The sequence below is a fragment of the Brochothrix thermosphacta DSM 20171 = FSL F6-1036 genome (genome assembly GCF_036884295.1).
In the GTDB taxonomy this organism is placed as follows: Bacteria; Bacillota; Bacilli; order Lactobacillales; family Listeriaceae; genus Brochothrix; species Brochothrix thermosphacta.
Map to the genome: position 1 here is coordinate 766565 of NZ_CP145608.1, position 20165 is coordinate 786729.

The 20165-nt window shown below is 36.6% G+C and carries 17 protein-coding genes and 1 riboswitch; of the genes, 16 read left to right on the top strand and 1 reads right to left on the bottom strand.

What is annotated here, in order from left to right; genetic code table 11:
* Window positions 1-13 precede the first annotated feature (13 nt).
* The 5 genes from dxs to buk all read left to right on the top strand — a co-directional run bounded on the left by dxs (window position 14) and on the right by buk (window position 6295).
* Window positions 14-1801: a 1-deoxy-D-xylulose-5-phosphate synthase gene (gene dxs, locus V6S17_RS03910; RefSeq protein ID WP_051457368.1), complete on the top strand. Its 1788-nt coding sequence runs from the start codon at window positions 14-16 to the stop codon at window positions 1799-1801.
* A gap of 13 nt (window positions 1802-1814) precedes the next feature.
* The gene (locus V6S17_RS03915) at window positions 1815-2639 is read left to right on the top strand and encodes a TlyA family RNA methyltransferase (RefSeq protein ID WP_029091148.1); all 825 of its coding nucleotides are present in this window, start codon (window positions 1815-1817) and stop codon (window positions 2637-2639) included.
* A 248-nt stretch (window positions 2640-2887) separates the two neighbouring features.
* Entirely contained in the window at window positions 2888-3337 is a 450-nt protein-coding gene (ahrC, locus tag V6S17_RS03920; protein ID WP_029091149.1) for a transcriptional regulator AhrC/ArgR, read from the top strand.
* 30 nt (window positions 3338-3367) lie between these two features.
* A complete protein-coding gene (gene recN, locus V6S17_RS03925; protein WP_029091150.1) occupies window positions 3368-5050 on the top strand; it encodes a DNA repair protein RecN in 1683 nt (560 codons plus the stop codon).
* A gap of 144 nt (window positions 5051-5194) precedes the next feature.
* Window positions 5195-6295 (top strand): butyrate kinase, encoded by a 1101-nt coding sequence (buk, locus tag V6S17_RS03930; protein WP_029091151.1) that lies wholly within the window; start codon window positions 5195-5197, stop codon window positions 6293-6295.
* 74 nt (window positions 6296-6369) lie between these two features.
* Here the strand turns inward: buk and V6S17_RS12660 are convergent, their stop codons facing one another.
* Window positions 6370-6450, bottom strand: a complete 81-nt coding sequence (locus V6S17_RS12660) for a hypothetical protein (protein ID WP_227002028.1) — start codon at window positions 6448-6450, stop codon at window positions 6370-6372.
* A gap of 273 nt (window positions 6451-6723) precedes the next feature.
* Here V6S17_RS12660 and gndA point away from each other — a divergent pair, with 273 nt between their 5' ends.
* The 11 genes from gndA (at window position 6724) to rpsU (ending at window position 20148) form a co-directional block, all read left to right on the top strand.
* Entirely contained in the window at window positions 6724-8139 is a 1416-nt protein-coding gene (gene gndA, locus V6S17_RS03935; protein ID WP_029091152.1) for an NADP-dependent phosphogluconate dehydrogenase, read from the top strand.
* A 561-nt stretch (window positions 8140-8700) separates the two neighbouring features.
* Window positions 8701-8801: riboswitch (SAM riboswitch) on the top strand.
* 108 nt (window positions 8802-8909) lie between these two features.
* Window positions 8910-10199: an O-acetylhomoserine aminocarboxypropyltransferase/cysteine synthase family protein gene (locus tag V6S17_RS03940; RefSeq protein ID WP_029091153.1), complete on the top strand. Its 1290-nt coding sequence runs from the start codon at window positions 8910-8912 to the stop codon at window positions 10197-10199.
* A 92-nt stretch (window positions 10200-10291) separates the two neighbouring features.
* A complete protein-coding gene (locus tag V6S17_RS03945; protein ID WP_029091154.1) occupies window positions 10292-10882 on the top strand; it encodes a hypothetical protein in 591 nt (196 codons plus the stop codon).
* Window positions 10883-11091: 209 nt separating this feature from the next.
* Complete coding sequence (gene hemW / locus V6S17_RS03950; protein ID WP_029091155.1) at window positions 11092-12231, top strand: radical SAM family heme chaperone HemW; 1140 nt, start codon at window positions 11092-11094, stop codon at window positions 12229-12231.
* Between the two features lie 399 nt (window positions 12232-12630).
* Window positions 12631-13677, top strand: a complete 1047-nt coding sequence (gene hrcA / locus V6S17_RS03955; RefSeq protein WP_029091156.1) for a heat-inducible transcriptional repressor HrcA — start codon at window positions 12631-12633, stop codon at window positions 13675-13677.
* 14 nt (window positions 13678-13691) lie between these two features.
* Window positions 13692-14261: a nucleotide exchange factor GrpE gene (gene grpE / locus V6S17_RS03960; RefSeq protein WP_029091157.1), complete on the top strand. Its 570-nt coding sequence runs from the start codon at window positions 13692-13694 to the stop codon at window positions 14259-14261.
* 51 nt (window positions 14262-14312) lie between these two features.
* A complete protein-coding gene (dnaK, locus tag V6S17_RS03965; protein ID WP_029091158.1) occupies window positions 14313-16151 on the top strand; it encodes a molecular chaperone DnaK in 1839 nt (612 codons plus the stop codon).
* Window positions 16152-16277: 126 nt separating this feature from the next.
* Window positions 16278-17225 (top strand): DnaJ C-terminal domain-containing protein, encoded by a 948-nt coding sequence (locus tag V6S17_RS03970; protein ID WP_029091159.1) that lies wholly within the window; start codon window positions 16278-16280, stop codon window positions 17223-17225.
* 898 nt (window positions 17226-18123) lie between these two features.
* Complete coding sequence (gene prmA, locus V6S17_RS03975; RefSeq protein ID WP_029091160.1) at window positions 18124-19065, top strand: 50S ribosomal protein L11 methyltransferase; 942 nt, start codon at window positions 18124-18126, stop codon at window positions 19063-19065.
* A 1-nt stretch (window position 19066) separates the two neighbouring features.
* Window positions 19067-19813 (top strand): 16S rRNA (uracil(1498)-N(3))-methyltransferase, encoded by a 747-nt coding sequence (locus V6S17_RS03980; protein WP_029091161.1) that lies wholly within the window; start codon window positions 19067-19069, stop codon window positions 19811-19813.
* Between the two features lie 161 nt (window positions 19814-19974).
* On the top strand, window positions 19975-20148 hold the full coding sequence (rpsU, locus tag V6S17_RS03985) for a 30S ribosomal protein S21 (protein WP_029091162.1): 174 nt from the start codon (window positions 19975-19977) through the stop codon (window positions 20146-20148).
* Window positions 20149-20165 lie beyond the last annotated feature (17 nt).

The window sequence follows — 20165 nt, forward strand, 5'->3', positions numbered from 1 at the left end:
TTGAATAAACACAATGGGAGCGTACCGAAAATGGTTAACACCAGAACAATTGAAAGTGGCGTCTTTTGAAGAACTTATACAGCAAGCAAGCGCTGTTCGTCAATTTTTAATTGAATCTCTCGCAGAGACAGGTGGTCATTTGGCACCAAATCTTGGCGTTGTTGAATTAACTATTGCGCTTCATCGTGTGTATACAAGTCCTAAAGATAAATTGATTTGGGACGTAGGTCATCAAGCTTATGTTCATAAACTTTTGACAGAGCGAGGCAATCATTTCCATACGTTACGTCAATGCGATGGTTTAGATGGTTTTCCTAAAAGAAGTGAATCGTTACATGATGTTTGGGAATCTGGTCATAGCTCAACATCATTATCTGCTGCAAGTGGCTTTGCGATTGCTCGTGACTTATTCAAACAATCACATGCGATTGTCCCAATTATAGGTGATGGTGCCTTAACCAGCGGACTCGCTTATGAAGCTTTGCAAACAATCGGTGATAAACAGTTAAATATAACCATTGTACTTAACGACAATGGTATGTCGATTGCACCTAATGTTGGCGCACTCCATAAGATGTTACAAAGCATTAGAACAAAACCGTTTATTCACAATATGAATGATGCAGAGGGAACTGCTCCTTTTTTTGAATCGTTAGGATTAAAATATATTGGTCCGATAGATGGTCATGATATTCAGTCGCTAAGTTATTTTTTAGAAAAAAGTAAACAGGTAGAGGGTCCAGTTATTTTACATGTATTAACCGTTAAGGGTAAAGGTTACTTACCAGCCGAAGAAGACCAACGTGGTATCTGGCATGGTGTAGCTCCATATGATATCGCAACGGGTAATCTAAAAACTATCGCTAAAATGCAAAATTGGTCAGAATTTATTAGTGATACTTTAATTGATTTTGCACAGCAAGACGAGGCGATTGTTGCGATAACACCTGCAATGAGTGTAGGATCACAGCTAGAAAAATTTCAACGTCGTTTTCCTAACCGCTTTTTTGATGTCGGTATTGCCGAACAACATGCGATGACGATGGCTGCTGCAATGGGAATGAATGGCTTAAAACCATTTGTATCAATCTATTCTACTTTTTTACAAAGAGCTTATGATCAGCTGATACATGATGTATGCCGTCAATCCACCAATGTTTTTATTGGTATTGACCGTAGTGGTTTAGTTGGAGCTGATGGTGAAACACATCAAGGTATTTATGATGTATCTTTTTTAATGGCCGTTCCCGATTTAGTGGTAATGATGCCCAAAAATGCAGTCGAAGCGCAAGTTTTAATGCGCACAGGTTTTGCTTATGAGGGGCCCATTGCTATGCGTTACCCAAGAGGGTATATTGATCATCCGCCATTAAAAGAAACAATAGCGACGGTTCCAATTGGTTCGTGGGAAGTGACACTTCCAGGTGCAACTGTGGCTATTATTGCTTATGGGCCAATGGTTAAAACGGCGATTGAAGTTGCTGCATTATTAAAAGTAAAAGGTATTTTAATAGAAGTGGTAAACGCCCGTTTTATAAAACCAATGGATTTTACTTATTTAAATGATTTAGCCAATCGAAAAATACCAGTCTTTATTATTGAAGAAGCCATTACAACGGGGGGATTAGGTGAAAGTGTGTTATCCTATCTTCATGATAAGACAGCTGCACCTATTCAAATAATGGGGTTACCTAATCACTTTATACCTCATGGAAAACCAGATGAACAGTTACATCTTTTTGGTATAGACACAGTTACTATCGCTAAGAAAATACATGACTTTATAGAGAACATGGAATGAAGGAGTAAACTAAATGAAAATTAAAGAACGTGTGGATGTACTTTTGGTACAACAAGGATTATTTGATACACGCGAACAGGCGAAACGTGCTGTAATGGCAGGCCTTGTCTATATTAAAGAAGAACGAGTGGATAAACCAGGTGAAAAAATTGAAATTACGGTAGAGTTGAATGTAAAAGGCCAACGGATGCCATACGTTAGTCGTGGCGGCCTAAAGCTGGAAAAAGCTTTAGAAGTATTTGATTTTGATATTCAAGATAAAATTATGCTGGATATCGGTAGTTCGACAGGTGGTTTTACAGATTGCGCCTTACAGAATGGTGCGAAAATGAGTTATGCACTTGATGTTGGTTCTAACCAATTAGCGTGGAAATTGCGCAATGATGAACGTGTTGAAGTCATGGAACATACTAACTTCCGTTACGCAGAATTAGCTAGTTTTACAAAAGGACAACCAGAATTTGCAACAATCGATGTCTCATTTATTTCATTGCGTTTAATTTTACCCAACTTAACCACTATTTTAGCAACAAATGGTGATGTGATGGCTTTGATTAAACCCCAGTTTGAAGCGGGTCGTGAACAAGTAGGTAAAAAAGGAATTGTACGCGATGTTAAAGTACATAAAGCAGTGGTAGAAGAAGTGCTGGATTTTGCTCGTAAATTGGGATATGAAGTTCGTAATCTAAGTTTTTCGCCTATTACAGGTGGAGAGGGTAACATTGAATTCATCGCACATTTACGTTGGACTGCAGATACAACTGTTGAAGCAGAATATAATGCGCCTGAAAGTATCGATGACGTTGTAATTAAAGGGCATCATACATTAAAAGGCTAATAGTAATGTTGTCTGTCAGCTAGAAAATACCCAAATGTTAGTGTGTTAAATAAAAGATTATTAACTGTTACTTAAAGAGCAATTTGCCAGATGGCATTTATTGCTCTTTTTTTTGATAAAATGATCGTAGTATAACTAGAAATAATAATTATTGTATAGTTGATAATCGCTTTAGATGCATAAAAATGGTATAATTATTTAGCATGTTACAGAGGGGAGCACCCTCACTAAAAGAAGGAGTGAAAGTTATGAATAAAGCACAACGTCATGTTCTTATCAGGGATTTAATTGCAAATAACGATATTGATACACAAGAGGAGTTAGTTACTTTACTAGAGGAAAAAGGTAATAGTGTAACGCAAGCGACTGTATCGCGTGATATCAAAGAATTACACCTAGTCAAAGTGCCATCATTAAGAGGTGGTTATCGTTATAGTTTGCCTGCAGACAATCGTTTTAATCCATTAGACAAGTTAAAACGTACACTCGTAGACTCTTTTATACGTATGGTGAAAGTGAATAATACATTAATTATGCATACATTACCAGGTAATGCGAATGCGATTGCATCATTGATTGATAACTCACAATTCAAAGGGATTGCAGGCACAATTAGTGGTGATGATACAATTCTGGTTATTTGTTTGTCAGAACAAAGTGCTGATGAGTATGAGACAATGTTCTTAGAAATGCTATAATACGTTAAATCACACGAAAGGGATGAAACCATGCTCCAAGAATTATCGATACGTCATCTTGCAATCATCGAGGAAATTTCATTATCTTTTAAAAAGGGTCTTACAGTTTTGACTGGTGAAACAGGTGCCGGAAAATCAATTATTATTGATGCATTGGGACTTATTGTTGGTGGTCGAGCATCGAACGATTTAATCCGACATGGTGCAGATAAGGCCGATTTAGAAGCATTGTTTACTATTGAAAAAAATAAGCGTGCCCATTCTGTTCTAGAAGAATTAGGGATTGAAGTCGAGGATGAGATGGTCGTTTTACATCGAACATTGATGAGAAGTGGTAAAAATGTCTGTCGAATCAATGGGAAATTAGTGACAACAACTAATTTGCGTGATGTAGGCGAGACGTTATTAGATATTCATTCCCAACATGAGAGTCAAGATTTAATGAATGATGCTCATCATATCTATTTAATAGATCAGTTTGCAGCAGAAAAAATAGCTGAACCTTTAAAAGCATACCAATTATTCTATGCCGAGTTGAAAAATAAACGTCAAGAATTTAATCGTTTTAATAAAAACGAACAAGAATTGGCACAACGAATTGATATGTTACACTTTCAAAATAAAGAATTAGAAGCAGCTAATCTCGTATTAGGTGAAGAAGAAGAGTTGGCAGCAGAACGTTCGTTATTGGCAAATTATGAAAAAATAAATCATAATGTTGAAGCAAGTTATGACTTATTACAAGGTGAGCAGTCAACGTTAGATCAAGTAGCAAAAGTGATGAATCATTTAACTGCAATTCAAGAAGTTGATGGACGTTACAAAGAATGGTTTGAAACAGTGCAAACTGCTTATTTCAGCTTATCCGATGTTGCGAGCGATTTAAATCAAGAACTGTCAACATTGGAATATAATCCTGAGCAATTAAATAATATAGAAACACGGATGGATATCATCAACCAATTAAAACGTAAATATGGTGATTCAGTTGATGAAATGATGGCTTACCATGAAAAAATAAGCCAAGAAATTGAACACTTAGAACATAGTGAGTCACACTCAGAACAATTGCAAAAAGAAATCGAAATCGTGAATGAGAAGTTACAACTCCTAGCGAATGATTTAACCGTTATACGCCAGCAGGCAGCTGAAGAGTTAACTGTATCAATTCATGATGAATTTAAAGAACTTTACATGGATAAAGCAATTTTTAAAGTGAATTTTGAAACACAAGAGTTAGGTGAGCGCGGTAATAATCGTATTCAATTCTATACATCTACTAACCCTGGTGAACCTTTGAAACCTTTGCATAAAATTGCATCAGGTGGGGAATTGTCACGGATGATGTTAGCAATGAAAACCATCTTTTCTAAGCATCAAGGTATTACAAGCATCATTTTTGATGAAGTTGATACCGGTGTTAGCGGTCGAGTGGCACAAGCGATTGGTCAAAAGATATACTCTGTGTCAGTAGGATCACAAGTGTTGTGTATTTCACATTTACCACAGGTTGCAGCAATGGCAGACAACCATTATCATATTGAAAAAACTGTCTCTGCATCACGTACACGTACGACGGTTTCTGAACTGTCGTTAGATAAACGTGTTGCTGAAATAGCGATGATGATGAGTGGTGTTGAAATGACAACTTCAACTGAGATGCATGCACGTGAACTGATCCAACAATCAGAAAAAATGAAGAATATTGGCTAAAATAATAATCAGGGTGTCACCGATATAAAAACGGTTGATATCCTGTCTTTTTTTACGAGGGTACAATCCTTGATGAAAAAATAAAAGTAAAATAAGATAGATAGTAAGCAAGTTATTATGAGGTGAACCCAGGGGGTATAAGGGATGTTAGGAAAAAAACGTATTTTAATTATCAATACAGGGGTACAATCAATTAAAATTGCAATATTTGATGAGGATAAGGTCGTTTTTAATAAAACCATTCGGGAGCAAAAAGTTCAACCAATAAATGATTATATAACATTACAAAAACAGTTAACAGCCACAAAGCAACGCCTATTACTGCAGTTAAAGAAAGCTAAAATAGAAATGAAAAGCATTGATCTTATTGTCAGTAATACGGGGTATATTCAACCTGTTAAAAGTGGTGCCTATACGATTAATGAAGCAATGGTGAGCGACCTAATAGAGCACTCTTTTTATGAAGCGGAAGGTAGTTTTGGTGCAATTTTAGCTCATAGCCTTGCAGAGTATTATCAAGTGCCTGCGATTACTTATGATCCACCCACAGTGGATGAATTGCAAGATGTGGCACGTGTATCGGGACACCCTGATTTTGTGCGACGCAGCTATTTTAATGCACTTAACCAAAAGGCTGTGGGACGCCATATTGCAAAAAAAATTGGAACAACCTATGAAGAAGCTAAATTCATCATTGTGCATTTGGGCTCAGCGGTATCTGTCGGCGCCCATGAAAATGGCAAAGTGATTGATGTTAACAATGGTTATTATGGAGAAGGACCTTTTAGTACTATCCGAACAGGATCATTGCCAATGGAAGCAGTGATGAAAAAATACATCGCATCACCAGAAGAAGTTAAAGAGTTACCGTTAATATTGAAACAAGGTGGTTTTTTAGGGTATTTGGGGACTGATTCTTTAACAGATGTTGAGTGGCGAATTGTTGAGGATGACCAGGAAGCAATTGCTATTTATGACGCGATGACTTATCAAATTGCAAAAGAAATTGGTGCATATGCAACAGTTCTTAAAGGGAATGTTGATGCTGTTATTCTTACGGGAGGGATGTCTATCAGTCCATTTCTAGTGAAAAAAATCAGTGAATATATCAAGTGGATTGCACCTATTCATATAGTGGAAGATCAACTAGAAATGCAAACTTTATCTCAAGTGGGTTTGCGTGTATTGAACAATGAAGAAGAAGTAATGATGTATACATCGTGTGACGCCAAAAGACATAAATAGGCTGTAGTGCAAATCTTAACAATTTAGTACATAAAAAAAGCTTGTCTTCCGCGTTAGAAGAAAAGCAATCGTTTTTAAAAGAAGAATAAAGCGCTACTTAAAAGTGACGAGGCAACAAGTACAAAAATTAATACATAGACAACAATTTTAACCATTTTATTTGATCCCAATTTAAAAACTCCTTTTTATCGATAGATAGTTATTCTCTACCTATTGTAACTAATAATATCAAAAAAATAAACCTAAACAATAAAATGAGAACAAACTGGGTATTAAACATTTAAATAGTGAGTTTTTTAAAGAATATCGGGTGTTGTATTATTGATGTAATAGTAATATTTTGATATGATGATACGGTAAGTCAATGTTAACATCGGGTTGTTAACATCGTATTCATAAAATTTATGAAATGGAAGGACGATTAAATCATGAGCAAACAAGAAATCGGTGTTATTGGAATGGGCGTTATGGGTAAAAACCTTGCGTTGAATATTGAAAGCAGAGGTCATTCGGTATCAATTTTTAACCGTTCAGCTTCAAAAACAGAAGATGTTATCAAAGATCACTCAGATAAAAATTTAGTACCTTTTTATACTGTAGAAGAGTTTGTAAACTCACTTGAATCACCACGTCGTATTCTTTTAATGGTACAAGCTGGCGATGCTACAGATAAAACAATCGATGCAGTTAAACCTTTCTTAAATAAAGGTGACATTCTTATCGATGGTGGTAATACATTCTATAAAGATACAATTCGACGCAACGCTGAATTAAGTGCAGAAGGCTTTAACTTTATCGGTACTGGTGTATCTGGTGGAGAAGAAGGTGCTTTAAAAGGACCTGCAATCATGCCTGGTGGACAAAAAGAAGCGTATGAATTAGTAGCACCTATTTTTGAAGAAATCGCAGCACGTGCTGAAGATGGCGAACCTTGCGTTGCCTATATCGGTGCTGATGGCGCGGGACATTACGTGAAAATGGTACATAATGGTATCGAGTATGGCGACATGCAATTAATTGCAGAAGCTTATGCGCTACTTAAACATCACGTAGGTCTTTCACATGATGAATTAGCAGATGTATTTGAAGACTGGAACCAAGGCGAATTAGATAGTTATTTAATTGATATCACAAAAGATATCTTGAAGAAAAAAGATGCTGAAACTGGTTTGCCGCTAGTTGACGTTATCTTGGATCGCGCTGGAAATAAAGGAACAGGTAAATGGACAAGCCAAAGTGCTTTAGATTTAGGAACACCATTACCGTTAATTACTGAATCTGTATTTGCACGTTATATTTCAGCTTTGAAAGAAGAACGTGTAGCAGCAAGTAAAGTATTAACAGGACCTGCTAAAACACCATTTACAGGTGATAAAGAAGCGGTTGTTGAAGCAGTACGTCGTGCACTTTACCTAAGTAAAATTGCATCATACGCACAAGGATTTGCTCAAATGCGTATGGCTTCAGATGAAAACAACTGGGACTTAAACTTTGGCGAAATCGCTAAACTTTTCCGTGCAGGTTGTATCATCCGTGCTCGTTTCTTACAAAAAATCACTGATGCTTTCAGTAAAGAACCAGAATTGAAAAATCTTTTCTTGGATCCATACTTTAAAGATATCGCTGACAACTATCAAGAAGCATTGCGTGATGTAGTAGCAACAGCAGTTAAAGCTGGTATTCCAGTACCAACATTCTCTGCAGCTATTTCTTATTACGATAGTTACCGTACAGAAACATTACCAGCTAACCTTATTCAAGCACAACGTGACTACTTTGGAGCTCACACATATGAACGTACTGATAAAGAAGGTACATTCCACACTGAATGGTTAGAAAAATAATAAAAGTATATTCTACCTTGTAAAACAATGATAAATTGTAATCTATCAAACATCCACTACTCTTTAGGCTAGAAATTTTAATCGTTATAGACTGATCCATGTCTATTTCTGATTTGAATTTCAGGTCTAGTAGTGGATTTTTTTGTAGCGTTATGAAATTTAGCAGGAGTGGTTTGGCTTTTACTGGATAATAATAAAAGTAAAACCAAACGTTCAGATCCAATAAAAACGAAAATAGCCCGTAGAATGGCAGGGATATTGTAGAAAAACTCTTTTTGACGCTTTTTGTCAGGAAGAGTTTTTTTGAGATTTAGTAGGAAGGTGGCTTTTGCAACAGCAGATAAAAACACGGCTAGCGCTATTATTAACTACTGATGAGTATTATTCCCTTTTTAAAAATTAAGTGAGTACCAATCGATAGTTTAGTTTAAAGCACAATGGAACACTTCGATTAAATAACTGAAAATTCAAACAAATACTTGACGTACGAATAAAGCATCAGTTATGATAGAAACAATTAAATAAATCGATTAATAAGATGACTGGCGTTATCTTTATTAATTCTTATCTAGAGTGGTGGAGGGACAGGCCCTATGAAACCCGACAACCAGCGTTTTGCGTATGGTGTTAATTCCTGCAGGTTTAAACCTGAAAGATGAGAGTTCAGCATTGTAAAAAGCTGCCTCTTTTAGAAGAGACGGCTTTTTTGTATTTAATGCACCTTCTCTACATAAGTTATTTGATTAATAACATTAAAAGGAGCGGTTAAAATGACAAAAGAACATCAGTTTCAATTCGAAACCTTACAAATCCATGCGGGGCAAGAACCCGATCCAACAACAGGGGCACGAGCTGTTCCAATTTATCAAACAACATCGTTCGTATTCAAAAATGCAGAAGAAGCAGCTGATTTCTTCCAGCTACGTAAGCCAGGTAATGTATACGGACGAATTATGAACCCAACACAAGATGTATTTGAACAGAGAATTGCACAATTAGAGGGTGGGACAGCTGCTTTGGCAACTGCTTCGGGCGCTTCAGCTATTTTTTATGCGATTTTAAATGTGGCTAACTCAGGTGATCATATTGTTGCAGCAAGCACATTATATGGTGGAACATACGAATTGTTTAAGTCAACGTTAAGTAAATTAGGAATCACTGTGAGTTTTGTAGATCCAGATGATAGCACTAATTTTGAGACAGCGATTAAACCTAATACAAAGGCAATATTTGCTGAAACAATAGGGAATCCGCGTATCAATGTGTTAGATATTGAAGCTGTAGCAGCTGTGGCTCATGCAAATGATATTCCACTTATCATTGATAACACATTTGGAACGCCCTATTTAATTCGCCCGTTTGATTTTGGAGCTGATATTGTTGTACACTCTGCAACTAAATTTATTGGAGGTCACGGGACAACCTTAGGCGGTATTTTAGTAGACAGTGGTAAATTTGATTGGCGAGCAAGTGGTAAGTTTCCCGACTTTACAACGCCTGATGAAAGTTATAGTGGGTTAGTATATGCTGATGTTCCGGACGTAGCCTTTGCTCTCAAAGCGCGTGTGCAATTATTGCGTAATACTGGAGCAGCAATTAGTCCGCAGAGTGCCTTTTATTTATTACAAGGATTAGAATCTTTATCATTGCGTGTAGAAAGACACGTGTCAAATGCTCGAGCGGTGGCAAACTATTTAAATGAGCATCCTGCTGTTGAATGGGTGAGTTATCCTGAATTAGACGGAAATCCTTATCAAGACTTGTCGAAAAAATATTTACCTAAAGGCGCTGGTTCAATCTTTACATTTGGAATTAAAGGTGGTGTGACAGCTGGAAAAACATTTATTGATAGCATAAAGTTATTTTCATTGCTTGCAAATGTTGGTGATTCTAAATCATTAGTTATTCATCCAGCAAGTACAACGCACTCTGAGCTATCAGAAGCAGATCAAGCTAAAGCTGGAATTACACCCGACCTAATACGTCTTTCTATTGGATTAGAAAATATAGATGATATCCTTTGGGATATTGAACAAGCGCTTGAAAAAACACAAAAGTAACCAATGAATCATCTTCTTGAAAATGCTGTAAGCTCTCAGTTGAATTTTTCTGTCAACAAGCCTATAGTGAAAGGGAAGAGGAGATGATGACTATGATCAATATTGTATCGGTACTTTTTAACCGAAACACAGAAAGTGAAAATGCATTATCCGATTTACGCAGCAGTATGGCAGGTTTTAGTGTCCTAACTGCAGTTGTGCTAAAAAAAACAGCCACAGGTATTTCTCGATATGATGGCTTCAACGTTGATAAAACAGATGATAGTTGGTCCACCGGAGGTTTAATTGGTGGGATTTTTGAAATTATTGACGGTCCATTAGGGGCATTATTAGGACCAGATTTAGGTCCATTAATGGGAAGTGCGTCGATTGACGATAAAACGATCGTTGAAGCAATTAATAATAACCTTGCATTAAACCAAAATGCACTCTTGTTAATTGTAGAAGAGGAAGAAAATGGTTTATTGGACCAGTACTTAAACGAACGTGGCGCTCATACTGTTGTACGTGAACCAGCTGTTACTGTGGAATTTCAAGTGTTACATGCGCAAGAAGTTGAAGCAGAGTTACGTGAAGAAGCGATTACTAAATTACAAGAAAATCGTAAACATAAATTAAATGACCGCGTTGAAGATAGTATTGGCACTATGGAAGAACGTTTTCGCAATTGGTTAAAAAAATAGTAACAAACGGCCTCTCATTTACTTGAGAGGTCTTTTTTGCGGCAATCATTAACTTAAGAGTCTTAGTATCTGTAGAATAAAATTAATGTTTTAAAAGAAATCGATAGACTGTATCATATTGTAGGATTTTTTTAATAAAACGAACGACTTGAATAAAAAGGTAGCTTCACGTAAAATAAAGAACGTTGAGTAAGAAAGGAAGGCCAATAATGACAGCCGTTTATATACACATTCCATTTTGTGAACACATTTGCTATTACTGCGATTTTAACAAGGTATTTTTAGAGGGGCAGCCTGTAGATCAATACATCGATACGTTATTACTAGAGATGAAAATGCGCCTTGAGGAACGACCCGTTGAAAACGTTGAAACAATATTTGTTGGAGGGGGAACACCCACAACGCTTACACCAAAACAACTTGATAAACTTTGTGGTGGTATTCGCGAGTTATTACCTTATGATGAAGCTACAGGTGAATTTTCATTTGAAGCTAATCCTGGTGATTTGTCGCTTGATAAGTTAGAAGTTATGCGTCAGCACGGTGTTAATCGTCTAAGTATGGGCGTACAAAGTTTTAATCAAGACCTTTTGAAAAAAATTGGACGTATTCATACTGTAGCTGATGTTTATCAATCAGTAAAAAATGCGCATCAAGTTGGTTTTGAAAATATTTCAATTGATTTAATTTTTAGTCTTCCTGGACAAACAGAAGAAGATTTTAAAGATACGCTATCAAAAGCACTCACTCTTGATTTGCCACATTATTCAGCATATTCTTTAATCGTGGAACCTAAAACAATCTTTTATAATTTGATGCAAAAAGGGAAGTTAATCTTACCTGGACAAGATGCAGAAGCTAACATGTATGGTTACTTGATGGATACAATGGCAGCACATGGTCGCCAACAGTATGAAATAAGTAATTTCTGCAAACCTGGTTATGAAAGTCGCCATAACATTACGTATTGGGCAAATGAAGAATATTACGGATTTGGTGCAGGCGCGCATGGATTTCTTGGTGATACACGTTATTCTAATGCCGGTCCACTGAAGAAATACATGACGCCCTTAGAAGCAGGAGAATTACCTACATTTCAAACGAAGGATTTAGGTTTAAATGAACACATTGAAGAAGAAATGTTTTTAGGATTACGCCGTACAAAAGGCGTTTCTATTTCTCACTTTAAAGAAAAATTCGGTAAAGACATGTTTGATGTATATCATGAACCGATTAATCGTTTTGTGGATAAAGGTTTGATGCAAGTGGAAGGTGACCAAGTTAAATTATCACGACAAGGACGTTTTTTAGGTAATGTAGTATTTCGTGATTTCTTATTTGAGCGCTAATACCACTAAAAGCAAAACCAAACGTTCAGCTACAAAGAAATTGGAAAAGAACTCTTTTTGACGTTTTTTGTCAGGAAGAGTTTTTTGAAATTTAGCAGGAGTTGTTTGGATTTTGTTGGAAAACAATAAAAACGAAAACAGCCCGTCATTAAGTAAATAGATATAATAAATAGCTAGTTAACCAGATTATTGACAAAAAAATGTTAAGTCTTACTTTTTCTAAACACTGCAGCTCTTCCAATTTGGGAGAGTTTTTTTTAGAGAAACAAGTAAAAATAAAAAATAGGTCAAAAAAGGTCATTTTTCGAGTGTAAGTTATTGACATAGTCTGACTTATTTGTTAAATTAAGAATGTAGTTAGCACTTGACACCTTAGAGTGCTAAAAGGAGTGATGTTAAATGTTATCAGAAAGACAGTTACTGATACTTAAGACAATTGTTCGCAACTACATCGGAACGGCAAAACCAATTGGATCTAGTGCATTGGTTAATGAAAGTAATTTGCCTTTCAGTTCAGCTACCATTCGTAATGAAATGGGAATTTTAGAACAACGAGGTTTTATTGAAAAAACGCATTCGTCATCAGGTCGCGTACCTTCTGAACAGGGGTATCGCTACTATGTTGATTTTCTCGTTGGGAAAATGGCGATTCACCCGTCTGATATGCAACTGATTCATCAGTTGTTCAGTCGTGAATACTCAGAAATGGGGGAATTGATTCGGAATTCAGCTGATATTTTGTCTAATTTAACGAACTACACAGCAATTGTGTTAGGGCCAAATATGCAGTTGAATCGACTTGCAAGCTTTCAGTTGATACCGACTAGTGCTCGGCAAGTAGTTGCTATTTTAGTGACAACTACTGGGCATGTTGAGAATCACCGTTTCAATCTTGTAACCGATGTTTCCGCATCTGATATTGAGCGGGTTGTCGCAATTCTTAATGAGAAGTTGGTTAATCTTCCTTTAAATGAAATTAAGGGAAGGTTACCGCGAGAAGTAAATGAATTATTGCAGCGTCATACCAGTGAATTTGAAGCAATTCAAACGCTTTTAACAAGTGTTTTTCACCAGACGCCGCAGGAAAAGATTGTTTTTTCCGGACAATCGCATATCTTAAATCAACCAGAATTTAGTCAGACCTCACAAATACGTGATGTGATTAAACTGCTTGAACAGAGAGACGATGTTTTTGAGCTAGTCAATGATGTGCCAGAAGGTATCAATGTTATGATTGGTGATGAAATTTCCAACAACCTGTTCAAGGATTTCAGCTTGATAACAAGCACTTACAAAGTGGACGACCAAAAAGCGGGTGTTATTGCTTTATTGGGGCCGACGCGTATGTCTTATGACCGTTCAATTCAAGTAATTGATGAAGTCAGTAAAGATTTATCCCACTTTTTAACACATCATTATGATGAGGGAGAAAATAAAAAAACATAAAGTGAGGTAATAATGTGAGTGAAGAAATTAAGAAAGAAACAGTTGATGAAACTGTAGATACAACAAAAGAAACAAATGAAACAGAAGAAATAATTAATGAATCTGAGGCAGAAACAAGCGAAGAAGTTGTAGAGCCATCAGAATTAGAAGTGTTAACTGAAAAATATGATGAGTTAGAAACACGTTATTTAAGATTACAAGCTGATTTTGATAACAGTCGTCGTCGTCAAAAAATCGAATCGGCAAGTGCAGCGAAATTTCGTTCACAATCATTAGTTGAAAAACTATTGCCAGTATTAGATAATTTTGAACGAGCAATGGCAACAGAATTGGCGGGGGAAGATACGAAGTCATTCCTAGAAGGAATTGAAATTGTCCAACGCCAATTAGAAGCAGCAATGGAAGCTGAAGGTGTAGAAGTTATTGCAACTGTCGGTGAAACATTTGATCCAAACGTGCATCAAGCAGTCATGCAAGATGATGACAAAGCTTTTGATAGCAACGTGGTCACTGCTGAACTACAAAAAGGTTATAAATTAAAAGATCGTGTGATTCGCCCTGCGATGGTTAAAGTAAATCAATAACCACAAACAGGTTAAAATAACTAAAAAAGATATATTAGGAGGAAGATTATTATGAGTAAAATTATTGGTATTGACTTAGGTACAACAAACTCTGCTGTTTCAGTTCTTGAAGGTGGAGAAGCTAAAATTATTCCAAACCCAGAAGGTGGCCGTACAACGCCATCAGTTGTAGCATTTAAAGATGGTGAACGTCAAGTTGGTGAAGTTGCAAAACGTCAAATGATTACTAACCCACATACAATTTCATCTATTAAACGTTACATGGGTACAGATCATGTTGAAAATATTGATGGTAAAGATTATTCACCACAAGAAATTTCAGCAATTATCTTACAATATCTTAAAGGATATGCTGAAGACTACATAGGTGAAGCGGTAACTAAAGCAGTTATTACAGTTCCAGCTTATTTCAACGATGCACAACGTCAAGCAACTAAAGATGCAGGTAAAATTGCTGGTTTAGAAGTTGAACGTATTGTAAATGAGCCAACAGCAGCAGCACTTGCATATGGTATTGAAAAAACTGAGGAAGACCAAACAGTTTTAGTATTTGACCTTGGTGGTGGTACTTTCGATGTTTCTATTCTTGAATTAGGCGACGGTGTGTTTGAAGTATTAGCAACAGCTGGTGATAACTCACTTGGTGGAGATGACTTTGACCAAGCGATTATTGACTACTTGGTAGAAGAATTCAAAAAAGAAAATGGTATTGATTTGTCTAAAGACAAAATGGCTTCACAACGTTTGAAAGATGCAGCTGAAAAAGCTAAAAAAGATTTATCAGGTGTTTCTTCAACTCAAATCTCATTACCATTTATTACTGCAGGATCAAATGGTCCTATGCATTTAGAAATCACATTAACTCGTGCGAAATTTGATGATATCACTGCTTCATTAGTAGAGCGTACTGTTATTCCTGTACGTCAAGCAATGAAAGATTCTAAATTATCTGCGAGCGATATTGATCAAGTTATCTTAGTAGGTGGATCAACTCGTATTCCATCTGTACAAGATGCAGTTAAAAAAGAATTAGGTAAAGAACCGCATAAAGGTGTGAACCCTGATGAAGTTGTAGCAATGGGTGCAGCAATTCAAGGTGGTGTTATTACAGGTGACGTTAAAGATGTTGTATTGTTAGATGTTACACCATTATCATTAGGTATTGAAACAATGGGTGGCGTGTTAACAACATTAATCGAACGTAACACAACAATTCCAACTTCTAAATCACAAGTGTTCTCAACAGCCGTTGATAACCAACCAGCTGTAGATATTCACGTATTACAAGGTGAACGTCCAATGGCTAAAGATAACAAAACATTAGGTCGTTTCCAATTATCTGATATCCCAGCTGCACAACGTGGCGTACCACAAATTGAAGTATCATTTGATATTGATAAAAACGGTATTGTTACAGTTAACGCTAAAGATTTAGGTACTGGTAAAGAGCAAAACATCGTAATCAAATCTTCATCAGGTTTAACTGACGAAGAGATTGAACGCATGGTTAAAGATGCAGAAGCAAACGCTGAAGCAGATGCAAAACATAAAGAAGAAGTTGATACACGTAACGAAGCTGACCAATTAATCTTTAGTGTTGATAAAACATTGAAAGATTTAGAAGGTAAAGTGGATGCTGAAGAAGTAACAAAAGCAGAAGCAGCTCGTGATGAATTGAAAACAGCTCTAGAAGGCGAAGATTTTGAAGACATCAAAGCTAAAAAAGATACTTTGAATGAAATCGTTCAAAACTTATCTGTAAAACTTTATGAAGAAGCAGCTAAAGCACAACAAGGTGCAGAAGGCGCTGAAGCGGGAGATGCTAACTCTGACGTGGTTGATGCAGAATTTGAAGAAATCAACGATGACGAAGATAAAGACAAAAAATAAGTAGTATGATTGTCAGAATAAAAGGCCATGTCCGCATTTTGTGACTATGGTCTTTTATTTGTAACTGGCGTCCTTTGTAATCCCGTGTTAAAGTTATACAATATGTTTAAGGAGTGATGAATTAAAATGGCAAACAAAGATCCATATGAAGCTTTAGGCGTAAGTAAATCAGCCACAGCTCAAGAGATAAAGAAAGCGTATCGAAAATTATCAAAACAGTATCATCCAGACATTAATAAAGATGGTGGAGCCGATGCTAAGTTTAAAGAGATATCAGAAGCTTATGAAATATTAAGCGATGATCAAAAGAAAGCACAATATGATCAATTTGGTCATACTGACCCTAACGCAGGATTCGGCGGTGGTGGTTTCGGTGGAGGCGGCGCAGGTTTTGGCGGCGGTGGCTTCGAGGATATTTTTGAAAGTTTCTTTGGCGGCGGACGACGTCGTGATCCGAATGCACCACGTGCAGGTCAAGATATGCAATACACAATGCGTTTGAAATTCCGTGAAGCGATTTTTGGTAAAGAAGTTGAAATCAGTTACCGTCGTGAAGAAATCAATGAAAAAACAAAAGAACGTGAAGTGAAAGTTAAAAAACTTAAATTAAAAGTTCCGGCAGGAGTAGATGACGGTCAACAAATGCGCGTTTCAAACCAAGGAGCAGCCGGTTATAATGGCGGCCCTAACGGTGACCTTTATGTCGTATTTGATGTTATCCCAGATGAGTTCTTTGAACGTCATGGTGATGATATTTATGCGGAAGTACCGATAACATTTACTCAAGCGGCATTAGGAGCAGAAATTGAAGTGCCTACGCTACATGGTAATGTCCGATTGAAAATACCAGCAGGTACACAAAACGGTACGAACTTCCGTTTAAGAGGTAAAGGAGCACCGCGCTTACAACGTTCTGGTCATGGTGATCAACACATTCAAGTGCGTGTAGTTGTACCACAAAAACTAACAGACGCGCAACGCAAAGCCATTAAAGAACTTGCTAAAGCAACAGACGGCGACAATGCCAATGACGGTTTCTTTGATAAAATGCGCAAAGCATTTAAAGGTGAATAAAAGCATCTTCATACCCATTTAAAATTGAAGAGATTGGAAAAAATACCATTTTGACGTTATTTGTCAGGATGGTATTTTTGAAATATCACAAATTTTGGTATGAAGTGCTAGAGATAAATAAAAACGAAAATAGCCCGTTTAATGGCAACGAGCTTGGAAAAAATGAAGGAGGCTATCTGAGCCTGCTGATTTTTTGAAAGAGAGTGAGGCATTGGCTGTTGTAGTTGGAGAGAATAAAAAGCAAAACCAAACGTTCAGCTACAAATAAATTGGAGAAAACCTCTTGTTGACGCTCTATGTCAGGAAGAAGTTTTTGAAATTTAGCCGTAGTTGTTTGGCCGTTGCTAGAGAAGAATAAAAGTAAAAGCAAGCGTCCAGCTCTAAATAAATTGGAGACAACAATAAGTTAACGTTTTTTGTTAAGCTATTGTTTTTGAAATTTTGAAAGAGTTGCTATGATTTTACTAGAGACAAATTAAAAGCAAAACCAAACGTTCAGCTACAAATAAATGCTAATATCGTAGCGAATTTATTCGCTATACGAGAGTGCCATTTCTTTGTTAAAAAAAGTGTAGTGAAAGCACCTTCATACCCAGTTGAAATCTAGCAGGAGTTATGGACTTTTATTAGATAGAACTAGCAAACAATGCTAGCTGTAATAAAAATAAAAGCACCTTTAACCCCGTAAAAACACTTGGTTCATTCTTAAAAGCTGATTTAATTTAACTAAAAAAACAGTGTATTGACATAGTTGTCAATACGCTGTTTTTTTGTATAACTGGCTACAAGAAGATTAAAAGTTTAATTGATTTCGAATGAATTGCTTGATTGGGACTTTCACGCTTTCGATGGATAGGGTACAATCATACAGAGTGCTATATTAAAGGAGATGTTAGTAATGGATTTTATCGAAGTGAGTGTGACAACAACACATGCCGCAATGGATGCGATTTCAAATGTGTTTATGGAAAACGGTGCAAACGGCGTTGCAATTGAAGATAGTGCAGAGATGACACGTGAGCATCCGCAACAATTTGGTGAGATGTATGCATTAGATTCGGAGGACTATCCGAATGAAGGTGTTGTTGTTAAAGCGTATTATACAGCTGACGAACATGAAAATACTGATTTTGAAGCCATTCATGAATTAATAAAAGGCCTCGTTCAATATGATATTGATTTAGGACCGATTGATTGGACGCTCACTGAAGTTAAGCAAGAAGAATGGGCTAATGCATGGAAAGAGTTTTATCACCCTGTACAGGTCACAGACAAGCTGACAATCGTTCCAACATGGGAGGAATACACACCTCATTCTGCTGATGAGCATATTATTGAGTTAGACCCAGGCATGGCTTTTGGTACAGGTACGCATCAAACAACGCGTTTATGCCTAGAGGCTGTTGAAAAATATGTTAAAGCTGGAGATGATGTTATTGATGTCGGTACAGGTTCAGGTGTATTAAGTATTTTGGCAGCTAAATTAGGTGCTAAATCTGTCCTTGCGTTAGATCTTGATGATGTTGCTGTGCGTGCTGCACAAGAAAACATTGATTATAATAAAGTTGATGGTGTGGTCGAAGTGACAACTGGTAATTTACTGGAAGGTATAGAACGTAATGCTGAAGTTGTAGTTGCAAATATTTTAGCTGACATTATTTTATTATTCCCTAATGATGTATACCGCGTGTTGAAACCAAACGGTTTATTTATTGCTTCAGGCATCATTGAGGAAAAAGTTGATGAGGTAGCAGCTGCGATTGAAGCAGCAGGAATGACTATTATTGAGCGCGACAACAAGGACGATTGGTTTGTGTTAGTCGCTCGAAAAGAGGCGTAAAATGCAACGTTATTTTATAGACAGTAATGTACCAGAATCACAAAAAATCAGCATAGGCATTCCACATTATCATCACATTATTAATGTGATGCGCCATGTATCAGGCGATCAGTTGATATTTGTTTTTAACGCAGGTGAAACTTATATTGTAACGATAGAAGAAGTAGAGAAAGAAACAATCAGCTGTCATTTAACTGAGCGATTGGAAAAAACAGTTGAATTGCCAATTGATGTTACATTAGCGTGCGGACTTCCAAAGGGTGACAAATTAGATTTGATTGTGCAAAAAACAACTGAGTTAGGTATTTTTTCGATTCAGCCATTTGAAGCCGAGCGTTCAATTGTGAAATGGGATGAAAAAAAAGAAACGAAAAAACGTCAACGCCTTCAAAAAATTGCTCAAGAGGCTGCAGAACAATCACATCGTGTTCATGTGCCCGAAATTTTACCGTTGTTAACATCAAAAAAATTGTTGCTGGAATTAGCACAGTATACGCATGTTTTTATTGCTGATGAAGAAGAAGCTAAAATAAATGAGCAAAAAGTCTTTAAAAAGCTCTTAAATACGATGAAAATTAATGACAAATTACTTATCATAACAGGTCCAGAAGGTGGTCTTTCTAGAAACGAAGTGACTAGTTATATTGAAAAAGGTGCAATATCAGGGTCTTTAGGTCCAAGAATTTTAAGGACAGAAACAGCGCCACTTTATGCAATGGCAGCAATTTCATATGAATTTGAATTATAAGCGATAAAAAGTTGACGTTTATTTCTTACTATTATATAATTGCATAGAGTGGTTGTTCGTTTAGAGGAATAATCATCTAAGTATTAAAATAATACTTAGCAGTAAATATTGCTTCACGATATTTATTGAGTAACTCCAGTGTGCGGAGGGAGGGTTAAGAGATGTCAAAAACAGTTGTTCGCAAAAACGAATCGCTTGAAGATGCTCTTCGTCGCTTTAAACGTTCGGTATCGAAAACAGGTACTATGCAAGAATTTAGAAAGCGCGAATTTTATGAAAAACCAAGCGTAAAACGTAAGAAAAAATCAGAAGCAGCACGTAAACGCAAGTTCTAATTAGTGAGGATGAAAAT